Source organism: Microbacterium sp. NPDC060132 (assembly GCF_042729675.1).
In the GTDB taxonomy this organism is placed as follows: Bacteria; Actinomycetota; Actinomycetes; order Actinomycetales; family Microbacteriaceae; genus Microbacterium; species Microbacterium sufflavum.
The window spans coordinates 1,492,575-1,505,291 of record NZ_JBHWXU010000001.1 but is presented as its reverse complement, the minus strand read 5'-3'; the positions used below and the strand labels follow the sequence as shown (position 1 = coordinate 1,505,291).

The 12,717-nt window shown below is 72.1% G+C and carries 11 protein-coding genes; 7 read left to right on the top strand and 4 right to left on the bottom strand.

From position 1 onward, the window contains the following. Nucleotides 1-6 precede the first annotated feature (6 nt). Both ACFWCH_RS07435 and ACFWCH_RS07430 read right to left on the bottom strand, forming a co-directional pair. Nucleotides 7-768: a hypothetical protein gene (locus ACFWCH_RS07435; protein WP_247638214.1), complete on the bottom strand. Its 762-nt coding sequence runs from the start codon at nucleotides 766-768 to the stop codon at nucleotides 7-9. Nucleotides 769-898: 130 nt separating this feature from the next. Then, nucleotides 899-1,975, bottom strand: a complete 1,077-nt coding sequence (locus ACFWCH_RS07430; RefSeq protein ID WP_247638213.1) for a VanZ family protein — start codon at nucleotides 1,973-1,975, stop codon at nucleotides 899-901. Nucleotides 1,976-2,200: 225 nt separating this feature from the next. Here ACFWCH_RS07430 and ACFWCH_RS07425 point away from each other — a divergent pair, with 225 nt between their 5' ends. Beyond that, nucleotides 2,201-4,156: an APC family permease gene (locus ACFWCH_RS07425; RefSeq protein WP_378803850.1), complete on the top strand. Its 1,956-nt coding sequence runs from the start codon at nucleotides 2,201-2,203 to the stop codon at nucleotides 4,154-4,156. A gap of 156 nt (nucleotides 4,157-4,312) precedes the next feature. Then, the gene (locus ACFWCH_RS07420; RefSeq protein ID WP_168443057.1) at nucleotides 4,313-4,483 is read left to right on the top strand and encodes a hypothetical protein; all 171 of its coding nucleotides are present in this window, start codon (nucleotides 4,313-4,315) and stop codon (nucleotides 4,481-4,483) included. Between the two features lie 4 nt (nucleotides 4,484-4,487). On the opposite strand, the gene ACFWCH_RS07415 is transcribed toward ACFWCH_RS07420, so the two are convergent. Next, a complete protein-coding gene (locus ACFWCH_RS07415) occupies nucleotides 4,488-5,894 on the bottom strand; it encodes a PLP-dependent aminotransferase family protein (protein ID WP_378803260.1) in 1,407 nt (468 codons plus the stop codon). On the opposite strand from ACFWCH_RS07415, the gene ACFWCH_RS07410 reads away from it, so the two are divergent. Together ACFWCH_RS07410 and ACFWCH_RS07405 are read left to right on the top strand one after the other, a co-directional pair. Further along, nucleotides 5,893-6,843 carry a DMT family transporter gene (locus ACFWCH_RS07410; RefSeq protein WP_378803259.1) on the top strand — a complete coding sequence of 317 codons (951 nt, stop codon included), beginning with the start codon at nucleotides 5,893-5,895 and terminating at the stop codon, nucleotides 6,841-6,843. The two genes, ACFWCH_RS07415 and ACFWCH_RS07410, sit on opposite strands and share 2 nt — an antisense overlap. Beyond that, nucleotides 6,840-7,427: a GNAT family N-acetyltransferase gene (locus tag ACFWCH_RS07405; RefSeq protein ID WP_136032747.1), complete on the top strand. Its 588-nt coding sequence runs from the start codon at nucleotides 6,840-6,842 to the stop codon at nucleotides 7,425-7,427. Before ACFWCH_RS07410 ends, ACFWCH_RS07405 begins: the two co-directional genes overlap by 4 nt. 9 nt (nucleotides 7,428-7,436) lie before the next feature. Here the strand turns inward: ACFWCH_RS07405 and ACFWCH_RS07400 are convergent, their stop codons facing one another. After that, nucleotides 7,437-8,612, bottom strand: coding sequence for an SLC13 family permease (locus ACFWCH_RS07400; RefSeq protein WP_378803258.1), 1,176 nt, complete (start codon nucleotides 8,610-8,612; stop codon nucleotides 7,437-7,439). Nucleotides 8,613-8,802: 190 nt separating this feature from the next. Between ACFWCH_RS07400 and ACFWCH_RS07395 the strand changes: the two genes are divergently transcribed. Genes ACFWCH_RS07395 through kdpB form a run of 3 tightly spaced genes read left to right on the top strand, consistent with a single transcriptional unit; the run spans nucleotide 8,803 to nucleotide 12,708 of the window. Beyond that, nucleotides 8,803-8,892 (top strand): potassium-transporting ATPase subunit F, encoded by a 90-nt coding sequence (locus ACFWCH_RS07395; RefSeq protein ID WP_136032743.1) that lies wholly within the window; start codon nucleotides 8,803-8,805, stop codon nucleotides 8,890-8,892. Beyond that, nucleotides 8,892-10,568, top strand: coding sequence for a potassium-transporting ATPase subunit KdpA (gene kdpA / locus ACFWCH_RS07390; protein WP_378803257.1), 1,677 nt, complete (start codon nucleotides 8,892-8,894; stop codon nucleotides 10,566-10,568). Before ACFWCH_RS07395 ends, kdpA begins: the two co-directional genes overlap by 1 nt. A gap of 1 nt (nucleotide 10,569) precedes the next feature. Next, nucleotides 10,570-12,708 (top strand): potassium-transporting ATPase subunit KdpB, encoded by a 2,139-nt coding sequence (kdpB, locus tag ACFWCH_RS07385; protein WP_378803256.1) that lies wholly within the window; start codon nucleotides 10,570-10,572, stop codon nucleotides 12,706-12,708. The last annotated feature ends 9 nt before the right edge of the window (nucleotides 12,709-12,717 follow it).

The window sequence follows — 12,717 nt, the reverse complement described above, 5'->3', positions numbered from 1 at the left end:
CCGCCGTCACGACCTGCCGGGCAGCGGGGTGCCGGTGGCAGCCGCCCGGTCCGTCGCGGTGTCCCCGGACGAGACCCCGCGGCGCCCCAGCAGCATCCACAGCGAGGCGAACGCGAGCCCGAGGCCACCGACCGGCCCGGCGAGCCCCGGGACGCCGGTGAGGATGTACCCCGCCGCGATCAGCAGCACCAGGGCACCCAACAGCGTCCCGAGGACCCGCGAGGCCGATCGCTCGAACCAGGCCATGGCGGCGAGCGCGGCCAGTGACACGAGCACACCGAACCACGGGATGAACGCGCCGAAGTCGGTGAGCGCGTAGAACACCAGCAGACCCTCGTCGCCGAAGCTGCCGAACTCCGGGCCGCCGTGGCCATACAGCCCGAGCGTCCCCTTCCACGCGTAGCCGAACGTGAGCCCGGCGGCCGAGGTCACGAGTCCCGCGGAGAACACGCGCGCCGCGACCGAGGTGGATCCCCGTTCCACTCGCACGCGCCAGGCTCCGTGCAGCACCAGGAGGCACGCCACGGCTGCGAAGCCGAGCAGAAAGCCGATCTTGTTGCCCACGGGGTCGAGCGCCGGCATGTCTTCGGCCGCCGCGGAGAGGATGCCGCCGCGGGCGTAGTCGGCCTCCGACCACGGTCGCACGTCGAACACCACGGTGGCGGTGACCCCGAGCAGGCCGGCGGCCACACCCCAGAGCAGCCACAGTCGGCCGCCGCGGCGGGTGGGTGGTCGGTGTCCGCGGGGGCGGGTGGCGGTGTCGGTCATGGGTGGCTCCTGTTCGCTCAAGGCGCCCGGACGGACGCACCGTCACTCTGCGCCGTCCCGCGTCCCGGGAACGAGGGTCGTCGATCACGGATCCGCGGGCGATCGACCGGGCGGCGGGGAGGGCGACCGGTCAGGCCGACGCGGCGGGCGCCGACGCCTGCCGCTCCCGCGCGTCCTCCACGTCCTGCCCGGAGAGGAGCCCGGGGAGCCCGCGGCCGCGACGCGTGGTGAACAGCAGCACGACCGCGACCGGGTAGAGCACCGAAGAGATCAGGTCGAACGGGAAGCCGAGCAGGGCGAGCGCGCCGATGCCGCCGATGCCGCCCGCCCACCGCAGCAGGCGCGCGAGCATCATCGGCAGGCGCGAGCCGGTGTAGCGCAGCTGCACCGCGACATCGCCGACCGAGCGACCGGTGACGAGGATCAGAACGAGCCACAGGCCCGAGGCGGCCACCGTGCTCACCAGCTCCGACGCAGCGCCGTCGAGCACCGCCGCCCGGTCGTCCACGACGTACGCGAGCCAGAGCTGCACGGTCACGGCGACGACAGCGCTCACGAAGAAGTACGCCAGACCGTCGCACAGCATCGCCAGGGCCCGGCGTCCGCGCGTGACCGCGCGCGGCTGATCCGCATCCGCGGCGGCGCGCGAGCCGCGCAGGGCGCGCGGCACGACGAGTGCGAGCGTGCAGCCCACGACCGCGCCGATCGTGTTGGTCATCAGGTCGCCGACGTCGAAGAACCGGTACGCGCACGGGTACAGTCCCCACACGCCGGTCAGCTGCGTGGTCTCGACCAGCAGCGAGAGCCCGAGACCGGCGAGCAGGGCGACCACGACCCCGCGGCCGGCCAGCACCCGCACGAACGTCCCGAGCGGGAGGAACAGCAGCACGTTGAAGGCGAGCTGCAGGAACGCCGGGTGACGCAACGGCTGGGGAGACGCGAACGCGCGCTGCAGATCGTGCACGACCGACATCGGGTCGATGATCGCGCCGACGCAGCGGATCGCGTCGGGGTCGGGCAGAGGCAGCAGCGTGTACGTCCAGATCGCCCAGAAGTAGATCAGGGCGGCGAGCCACAGCATCGTCCGTCCGAAGCTGAGCCTCCCGCGGCGGCGGTAGCTGATCGCGACGAACGGCACGAACAGCACGATGCCGACGGCCATTCCGATCGCGATCGCGATGACACCCAGAACGACCTGCTCCCCCATGGAGAACAAGGCTACGCGGTGCCCGTAAGGATTCCGTCAGGGTGCGGAATGCGACCGTAGGGATTCCGTAAGGATCTTGTGAGGGCGCCGCGCGCGGGCGTAGTGTCGCCGGACGTGTCAGAAGAAACCCGACTCGGCGCGGACGCGCCGCCGCGAGCGAAGCGCATCCTCATCGGCGACCCGCTGACGAGCGAGCAGGTCGACGAGCAGCTGCTCCCCAAGCGCATGGCGCTGCCGATCTTCGCCTCCGACGCACTGAGCTCGGTGGCCTACGCGCCGCAGGAGCTCGTGATGATCCTGCTGATCGGCGGGCTCACGTTCCTGTCGTTCACGCCGCTCGTCGCGATCGCCGTCGTGGTGCTGCTGCTCGTGGTGGTGCTCAGCTACCGTCAGCTCATCAAGGCCTACCCCTCGGGCGGCGGCGACTACGAGGTCGCGTCGAAGAACCTCGGCGAGATCCCCGGCGTGATCGTCGCGGCGGCACTCCTGGTCGACTACGTGCTGACCGTCGCGGTGTCGGTCGCCTCGGGCGTGGACAACATCATCTCGGCCGTGCCGGGGCTCGACCCCTTCCGCGTCGAGCTCGCGGTGGGCTTCGTGATCCTCATCATCATCGTGAACCTGCGCGGCGTGCGCGAGGCGTCGCTGGTGTTCGCGATCCCGACGTACGTGTTCATCGGCTCGGTCGGCATCATGATCGTCACGGGCCTGATCCGCACGGTCTTCGGCGACGCCCCCGTCGCGTCCAGCGCGGACTTCAGCGTGCAGGCGGAGAGCCTGAGCCAGGCGGCCGTCATCCTCCTCATCCTGCGCGCGTTCTCGAGCGGATGCTCCGCGCTCACCGGCGTCGAGGCCGTGTCGAACGGCGTGCCCGCGTTCCGGGCGCCCAAGGTGCGCAACGCCCAGTCCACGCTCGTGCTCATGGGCACCATCGCGATCTGCCTGTTCTCCGGCCTCACCGCCCTCGCGCTCATCACGGGCGTGCACTACGCCGAGAACCCGTGCGACCTGATCGGCTTCGACTGCACCACGCCGCAGCCGAGCCTGATGGCGCAGATCGCGGCCGCGACGTTCGGCGGCGGCAGCATCCCCTTCTTCATCGTGCAGGCGGCGACCGCGTGCGTGCTGCTGCTCGCGGCGAACACGGCCTTCAACGGCTTCCCGCTGCTGGGCGCGGTGCTCGCGCGCGACGGCTACGCCCCCAAGTCGCTCAACACCCGCGGCGACCGCCTGGTGTTCTCGAACGGCATGATCCTGCTCGGCATCGCGGCGATCGCGGTGCTGGTGGTGTTCCAGGCCCGGCTGACGACACTGATCCAGCTGTACATCATCGGCGTGTTCGTGTCGTTCTCGCTCGGGCAGATCGGCATGGTGCGCCACTGGCGACGCGTGCTGCGAGAACCGGCCGCGGGACCGCGAGACGGCGCAGCGGCGACCGACCGCCGCTCGGCGAAGGTGGGCCTGCTGATCAACTCGGCCGGGGCGACCCTCACGGTGCTGGTGCTGGTCATCGTGACCATCACCAAGTTCACGCACGGCGCCTACCTGGTGTTCTTCGCGATCCCGGTGCTCGCGTTCCTCATGATCGGCGTGAAGCGGTACTACCGCGACGTGGAGCACGAGATCGCGATCGACGACACCACCCGCTTCGGGGCGTCGGGCGACGTCGCGATCGTGCTCGTGAACCACCTGCAGAAGCCTGTCATGAAGGCCATCGACTACGCGATCGCCGCGAAGCACGACAAGACCCTCGCGGTGCACGTGGCGGTGTCGGCCGACGACGCGGCGGCGCTGCAGCGCGAGTGGGCGGAGCACCTCGTGCCGGTGCCCCTCGTGATCGTCGAGTCGCCGTACCGTTCGTTCGCGCAGCCGGTGACGCAGTTCATCCGCCAGTACCGCGAGAAGCACGGCTCTTCGGTCGTGACCGTCTATCTTCCGCAGTACATCGTGGGCCACTGGTGGGAGTCGTTCCTGCACAATCGGCGGGCCCGACGCCTGGCCAACCAGCTCATGCTGGTGCACGGCGTCTCGATCACCCTGGTGCCGTGGCTGCTCGACTCGTCCGAGCTCATCTACGGTCGCCGCTCCCGCCCGCTTCCCGGCCAGGAGCGCGCCGGCCGCCCGGTCGTGGTGTCGGGCCGCCGCGCCCACCGCCCCGCCGGTCCCCCCTCGACGGACTGAGTCCGGCGGGTTCCGCGCGCGCCGGCTCAACCGAGAGCGCCGGGTCGAGGCCGCACCTACCATGCTCCATGGCAGTCATTTCGGATCACACTGTCGTCATATGAGGTAGTCTGGAGGGGTGAAATGAGCGCGCGCACTGCCCACGGGAGAAGAACGATGTATCTCGTGCTGGCTCTCGCCGTGATCAGCGCCGCCGGGAACGCGGTGGTCTACGAGTTCCTCTCCGGGGAGAATCCGATCTTCCTGCTCAACGTCGCGATCTCCCTGCTCGTCGCGGTCGCCCTGCTGTTCCCCGCGCTGCGCCGGAAGCTCTGGCCGCGGAAGTGAGGAGTCAGGACCCGTCGACGACGGCGCCGAGGATGCCCGCGGCCTCGGCGTACCGGGAGGGATCGGCGTTCGCGTAGGTGAGTCGCACGTACGCGCCAGCGGGCTCCGCCGGGAACCACTCTCCGCCCGGGGCGATGAGCAGGCCGCGGAGCTCGCACTCCCGCACGACCCGGCCGACGTCCGTCCCCTCCGGCAGCCGCGCCCACAGGTTCAGGCCGCCCGCCGGCACGTTCTCCACCGTCACCGCGGGCGCGTGCGCTGCGAGGCTCGACACCAGCAGGTCACGGCGCGTGCGCAGCTGTTCGCGGAATCCGCGCAGGTGCGTGCGCCAGGCCGGCTGCGTCACCACGTCGAGCGCCGCGGCCTGCAGCAGCCCGCTCACGTACATGCCCTCGGCAGCCCGGTCCACGAGGATCCGCTCGCGCGCCGGGCCTCGGGCGATCACCGCCGCCACGCGCAGCGCGGGCGAGACGCTCTTGGTGAGCGAGCGCACGTACACCACGTGTCCGTCGTCGTCGGCCGCGGCGAGGGGATGCGCGTCGGCGTCGATGCCGAGGTCGTGCGCCCAGTCGTCCTCGATGAGGAACGCCCCGTGCCGCCGCACGATCTCGAGCACCGCCTCCCCCGTCGCCACGGACCAGCGTGCGCCGCTCGGATTCGCGAACGTCGGCTGGGCGTAGAACGCCCGCGCTCCCGTCCGCGCGAACGCCCGCTCCACCTCGTCCGGATCGGGGCCGGCGGGTCCGGAAGAGATCGGCACCAGTGCGACCCCCGCCTGCTCCGCCGCGAGCAGCGCACCCCAATACGTGGGCGACTCGATCAGCAGCGGCCGCCCGGTGCCCACGACGGCCCGGAAGATCGAGCTGAGACCGCTCTGGCTGCCGGCCACGACCAGCGCGTCCCTGGGTGAGGGTGCCGCGATGCCGGAGGGGACGGTCGCCGCCAGCTCCGCGGCGAACCATGCCTGGAGCTCGGGGAGACCGGCGGCCGGGGAGCGCGTCACCGCGGCGGGGGTGCGCGACGCCCGGACGAGCGCTTGCCGAACCAGGCGCTCCGGCAGCAGCTCGGGCGAGGGATAGCCCGAGTGCAGGCCGATGACGTCCGGGGCGGCGGTGCGCTGCGTCGCGGAGAGGCCAGAGGAGCGCATGGGGGCGGGGCCGAGCGCGGCGGTCTGCCAGCTGTGGTCCAGCGCTCTGGGGGCCCGCGCGGCCCGGACGAACGTGCCGACCCCCGGCCGCGTGTCGATCAGACCGCTGCGCGCGAGCTGCTGCACGGCGCGCTGCACCGTGACCGGGCTCGCCCCGTACTCGGCGACGAGCGCACGACTGGACGGGAGCCGGGCACCGGGGGCGGCCGACGCCACCCAGGCTCGCAGTCCGCGGACGATGCGCTCGGTGCTATCCTGACCCATGACAGAACAGAGTAGCGCTACTGCCCTTCGTCCGACAGTGCTATCCGGATACGCCGGCCCCGCCTGGGGGCTTCTCGGGGTCATCGCCTTCTCGTTCACGCTGCCCCTCACCCGCGTCGCGATCGGCGGGTTGTCGCCCCTGTTCATCGGGTCGGCGCGCGCCGTGGTCGCGGCCGTCCTCGCCGCGGGCGTGCTCACTCTCGCGCGGTCCCGCACACCCACGGCCCGACAGTGGGCACGCCTCGCGGTCGTCGCGGGCGGCGTGGTCGTCGGCTTCCCGATCCTCACCTCCTTCGCCCTCACCACGACGCCCGGAAGTCACGCCGCGGTCGTGATCGGCCTGCTCCCCGCCGCCACCGCCGTCGCCGTCGTGGTGCGCACGGGAGAGAGGCCGGCGCGGTCGTTCTGGGTCTTCGCGGCCGCCGGCGCCGCGTGTGCCGTCGTGTTCGCCGTGGCACAGGGCGGGGGACTCGGCACCCTCCACGTCGCCGACCTGCTGCTCTTCGGGGCCGTGCTCGCCGCGGCCGTCGGCTACGCGGAGGGCGGCCTGCTCGCGCGCGAGCTCGGGTCGTGGCAGACGATCTCCTGGGCGCTCGTGCTCGCCGCTCCCCTGATGGCCGCGCTCGCTGTCGTCGCCGCGGTCGCGCAGCCACCCGCCGCGACGCCCGTGCAGTGGCTCGCGTTCGCGTACCTCGCCGCGGTCAGCATGTTCCTCGGCTTCTTCGCCTGGTACCGCGGACTCGCGATCGGGCCGATGGCGCAGGTGAGCCAGATCCAGCTCGTGCAGCCGGTGATGGGTATCGCGTGGGCGGGGTTGCTGCTGCACGAGCAGATCGGCTGGCCCACGGTCGCGGGAGGACTCGCCGTGATCGCCTGCGCGGCCCTCGCCGTACGCACCCGGCAGTCCGGGGCCGCGCGGCGCGGAGCCCGCCCTAGGCTGAGGGCATGACCGAAGGCGTTCCCTGGCCCGTCCGCACCCCCCGGCTGCAGCTGCGTCCGTGCACCCCCGACGATCTCGACGCGATGTGGGGGTGGCGACGCCTGCCCGAGGTGAACCGCTGGTTGGGCCTCGCGCCCGACACGATCGAGGCGTTCCGCGAGCGCCACCTCGAGCCCGCCCGACTGGCGTCGCTGTACCTGATCGAGCGCCTGCCCGAGCACGAGGGTGACGCCCCCACCCCCATCGGCGACCTCATGATCCGCATCGAGGACGCCTGGGCGCAGCTTGAGGTCGCCGAGCGCGCGAAGGGCGTGGAGGCCGAGCTCGGCTGGGTGCTCGACCCCGCCTCCACGGGCCGCGGCTATGCGACCGAGGCGGTGCGGGCGGCGATCGAGGTGTGCTTCGGCCCGCTCGGCCTGCGCCGCGTGCACGCCGGCTGCTTCGCCGACAACGAGCCCTCCTGGCGGCTCATGGAGCGGCTCGGCATGCGCCGCGAGGAGCACAGCCGCAAGACCGCCCTGCACCGCTCGGGCGAGTGGCTCGACGGCATGAACTACGGTCTGCTCGCCGAGGAGTGGCCGGTAGGGAGCTGACCCCCGGCACTAGCCGGCGACGAGGGCCAGCACGGCGACCGCGGCGATCACCGTGGGCACCGCCGCCACCGTCCCCCACGCCATGAAGCGGCTCCAGCGGATCTCCACGCCGAGCGCGGTGATGCGGTGGTGCCACAGCAGCGTCGCGAGCGAGGCCCACGGCGTGATCAGCGGGCCGAGGTTCACGCCGATCAGCAGCGCCATGAGCGCGACGGGGTCGCCCGCCGCGGGCTCGAGCACGAGGTAGGCGGGGAGGTTGTTGATGGCGTTGGCGCTCACGGCACCGAGCGCCGCGAGCCGCAGGAGGTCACCGAACCCGTCGCCCGCGATCGGCGCGGTGAGCACGTCGAGCGCTCCCCGCGCGTGCAGCGTCTCCACCAGCACGAACAGCGCGGCGGCCAGCGCGACCGCCTGCCAGGGCACCAGTCCCCACCGCAGAGCCCTGCGCCGCCGCACCGCGAACACCGCCACGAGCGCGACCGCGGCGACCGTCGCCGGGATCCACACGTCGTGGCTCAGGGCGAGCGCGGGCATGAGCACCACGAGCACGCCCGTCGCGGTCCAGAACAGCACCGGATCGGCGGGGCGCCGGGGCCGGGGCGTGCGGTAGCGCGAGAACACGGTGCGCCGGTGCACGAGGGTGAGCAGCAGCACGGGGACGAGGATGCCGACGAGGGTCGGCGCCCAGCTCAGCGCGACGAACGCGGCGGGCCCGTCGCCGATCTGACGCGCCGCGAGCAGGTTCGTGAGGTTCGACACCGGGAGGGCCAGCGAGGCCGTGTTCGCGAGCCAGACGGTCGCCAGCGCGAACGGGATCGGCGGGACACCGATGCTCTGCGCGAGCACCACCACCACGGGCGTGACGATCACCGCCGTCGTGTCGAGCGACAGGAAGACCGTGCTCACCACGGCGAGCGCGATCACCAGCAGCCACAGCAGCGCCACCCTGCCCCGACCCCACCGGGCGAGCCGCTGCGAGACCACGTCGAACACCGCCGCGTCCCGCGCGAGCTCCGCGACGATCGTGATCGCGACGACGAAGCCCAGCACCGGAGCGGTCCGCAGCCCGAGCGCCTCGGCGTCGGCGCTCGGCAGGAACCCGGTGACGACGCAGACCGCCGCGACCGCGACGAGGGCGAGCACCAGCACGGCCCCTGGCCTGATCCGGTGCGCGCGCGTCCCCACCTCGCGAGCATAGGGCCCACCGTGAGAAAGCCGCATGCATCGGCGGACGTGGCGTAGGGGAACCGTGAGGATCGACGGAGGCGGCGACGCCCGGGAGTTGGATCGGGGTCGTGCTCGACATCATCTACCTCGCGCTGACCCTCGCGCTGTTCGCCCTCGTGTCCCTCGTCGCGAAGGCGGTGGACCGCGCATGATCGTGTTCGAGATCATCGCCGCGGTGCTGGCCGTCGCCGCGATCGTGTACCTCGTCGTCGCCCTGGTCGCCCCGGAGCGGTTCTGATGGACGCGACGATCCTGTTCGGGGTGCTCCAGGTCGCGGCCGTCGTGGTCGTGCTCGTGCTGCTCTACCGCCCCCTCGGCGACTACATCGCCCACGTCTACACCTCCGCGAAGGACCTGCGGGTGGAGCGCGGGCTGTACCGCGTGATCGGGGTCGACCCGCGCTCGGAGCAGACCTGGCGCGCGTACGCCCGGAGCGTGCTGCTGTTCTCGCTCGTGGGCCTCGTGCTCGTCTACGCGCTGCAGCGGCTGCAGGCGTTCCTGCCGGAGTCGCTCGGGCTCCCCGCCGTGCCCGAGGGCCTCGCGTTCAACACGGCCGCGTCGTTCGTCGCGAACACGAACTGGCAGTCGTACTCGCCCGAGCAGACCATGGGCTACACCGTGCAGCTGGCCGGCCTCACGGTACAGAACTTCGTGTCGGCGGCGGTCGGCCTCACGGTCGCGATCGCGCTGGTGCGGGGTCTGTCCCGCCGCGGCTCCGCGACGATCGGCAACTTCTGGGTCGACCTGACCCGCGGGCTCGGGCGGCTGCTGCTGCCGCTCGCGCTGATCGGCGCGGTCGCCCTGCTGGTCGGCGGCGTGATCCAGAACTTCGCGGGCTTCACCGACGTGACCACGGTGTCCGGGGGCGCGCAGACGATCCCCGGCGGACCCGTCGCGTCGCAGGAGGCCATCAAGCTGCTCGGCACGAACGGCGGCGGCTTCTTCAACGCGAACTCCGCCCACCCGTTCGAGAACCCCACCGGGTGGACGAACCTGATCGAGGTGCTGCTGATCCTGGTGATCCCGTTCGCGCTGCCGCGCACCTACGGCCGCCTGGTGGGCGACCACCGCCAGGGCTACGCGATCGTCGCCGTGATGGGCACGATCTTCCTCGCCTCGACGGTCGCCCTCTCGGCACTGGAGCTCGCCGGCCGGGGCGCCGCACCCGAGCTCGCGGGAGCCGCGACGGAGGGCAAGGAGCTGCGCTTCGGGATCCTCGGTTCGACGCTGTTCGGCAGTGCCAGCACGCTCACCTCGACGGGCGCCGTCAACTCGATGCACGACTCGTACACGGCGCTCGGGGGCATGATGCCGATGCTGAACATGATGCTCGGCGAGGTCGCCCCCGGCGGGGTGGGCTCGGGGCTGTACGGCATGCTGGTGCTCGCGATCGTCGCGGTCTTCGTGGGCGGGCTGCTGGTCGGCCGCACGCCGGAGTGGCTCGGCAAGCGCATCGGCCCGCGGGAGATGACGCTCGCGAGCCTGTACATCCTCGTGGTCCCGGCGCTCGTCCTCGGCGGCACGGCCCTGAGCTTCGCGATCCCCGGCATCCGGGACGACGTGGAGTCCACGAGCATCCTCAACCCGGGCGTGCACGGCATGAGCGAGGTGCTGTACGCCTTCACCTCGGCCGCGAACAACAACGGCTCCGCCTTCGCCGGGCTCACCGCGAACACCCCGTGGTTCAACACGGCCCTGGGCGTGGCGATGCTGCTCGGCCGCTTCCTGCCGATCGTGCTGGTGCTCGCGCTCGCCGGGTCGTTCGCGGCGCAGGAGCGCATCCCCGCCACGACCGGGACCCTGCCCACCCACCGGCCGCAGTTCGTCGGCCTGCTCCTCACGGTGACCGTCGTGGTCACCGCCCTCACCTACTTCCCCGTGCTCGCACTGGGACCGCTCGCCGAAGGACTCTGACATGACCCTCCTCACCACGCCGTCCGCGCCCGAGAGCGCCGCGGCCCCCGCCCCCGCTGCGACACCGCGGTCGTTCGGCTGGTCGCAGCTCGTGCAGGCGCTGCCCGGCGCCGTCCGCAAGCTCAACCCCGCCACGCTCGTGCGCAACCCCGTGATGCTGCTCGTCTGGGTGGGTGCGGCCTTCACGACCGTGCTCGCGATCGCGGAGCCCTTCCTGGGCGGACCGGCCGACTCCGGTGGCTCGCCGGTGCCGCTCGCGTTCACGTGGGGCATCGCGGTGTGGCTGTGGCTCACGGTGCTGTTCGCGAACGTGGCCGAGTCGGTCGCGGAGGGCCGGGGCAAGGCGCAGGCCGCGAGCCTGCGCAAGACCCGCACCAGCACGATGGCCCGCCGCGTGGTGCGCCACGATCCCGCGGCGGATCCCGCGGCCGAGCGCGCCGAGACCGTGGAGGTGTCGTCGGCGGAGCTGCAGCGCGACGACGTCGTGATCGTGACCGCGGGCGAGCTGATCCCGGGCGACGGCGACATCGTGGCGGGGATCGCGACCGTCGACGAGTCGGCGATCACGGGCGAGAGCGCCCCGGTCATCCGCGAGTCCGGCGGCGACCGCAGCGCCGTCACGGGCGGCACCCGGGTGCTGTCCGACCGCATCGTGGTGCGCATCACGTCGAAGCCCGGTGAGACCTTCGTCGACCGCATGATCGCGCTGGTCGAGGGCGCGAGCCGTCAGCGCACCCCGAACGAGATCGCGTTGAACATCCTCCTCGCGAGCCTGTCGATTGTGTTCGTCGTGGTGGTGCTGGCGCTGAACCCGATCGCCTCGTACGCCGCCTCCCCGGTGAGCATCCCGGTGCTGATCGCTCTGCTCGTCTGCCTCATCCCGACCACCATCGGCGCGCTACTGTCGGCCATCGGCATCGCCGGGATGGACCGCCTCGTGCAGCGCAACGTGCTGGCGATGTCGGGCCGCGCGGTCGAGGCCGCGGGAGACGTGACCACGCTGCTGCTCGACAAGACGGGCACGATCACGTACGGCAACCGGCGCGCGCACGAGGTGCTGCCGCTGACGGGCGTCGACGCGGAGGAGCTGCTGCGGGTCGCCGCCCTGTCGTCCCTGGCCGACCCCACGCCCGAGGGCGCCTCGATCGTCGAACTGGCCACCGCGCGCGGCCTCCGGGTGGAGGCGCCGGAGGACGCCGTGGTCGTGCCGTTCACCGCGCAGACCCGCATGAGCGGACTCGACCTCGCCGACGGCACCGAGATCCGCAAGGGGGCCGGCTCCGCGGTGTCGGCCTGGCTGGGCCGCGGGACCGACGCCGAGCTGACCTCCCTCACCGACGGTGTCGCGAGAAGCGGCGGCACACCCCTGGTCGTGGCGGTGCGCGCCACCGGCGAGGACGGGCGCGTGCTGGGCGTCGTGCACCTCAAGGACATCGTGAAGGACGGCCTGCGCGAGCGCTTCGACGAGCTGCGCAGCATGGGCATCCGCACGGTCATGATCACCGGAGACAACCCGCTCACCGCGCAGGCCATCGCCGCGGAGGCCGGGGTCGACGACTTCCTCGCCGAGGCCACCCCCGAGGACAAGCTCGATCTCATCCGCCGCGAGCAGCAGGGCGGGCGGCTGGTCGCGATGACCGGCGACGGCACCAACGACGCCCCGGCACTCGCGCAGGCGGACGTGGGCGTGGCGATGAACACGGGCACGTCGGCGGCGAAGGAGGCGGGGAACATGGTCGACCTGGACTCCGACCCGACCAAGCTCATCGACATCGTGCGCATCGGCAAGCAGCTCCTCATCACGCGCGGCGCGCTGACCACGTTCTCGCTCGCGAACGACATCGCCAAGTACTTCGCGATCATCCCGGCGATGTTCATGGGGGTGTTCCCGGGGCTCGCGGCGCTCAACATCATGCAGCTGCACTCGCCCGCGTCTGCGGTCACGAGCGCGATCATCTTCAACGCGATCGTGATCGTCTTCCTCATCCCGCTCGCCCTGCGCGGGGTGGCATACCGCCCCGCGAGCGCCTCGCAGATCCTGCAGCGCAACCTGCTCGTCTACGGCCTCGGCGGCGTGATCGCGCCGTTCCTCGGCATCAAGCTCATCGACCTCGTCGTGAGCCTCCTCCCCGGCTTCTGACCCCCGCGC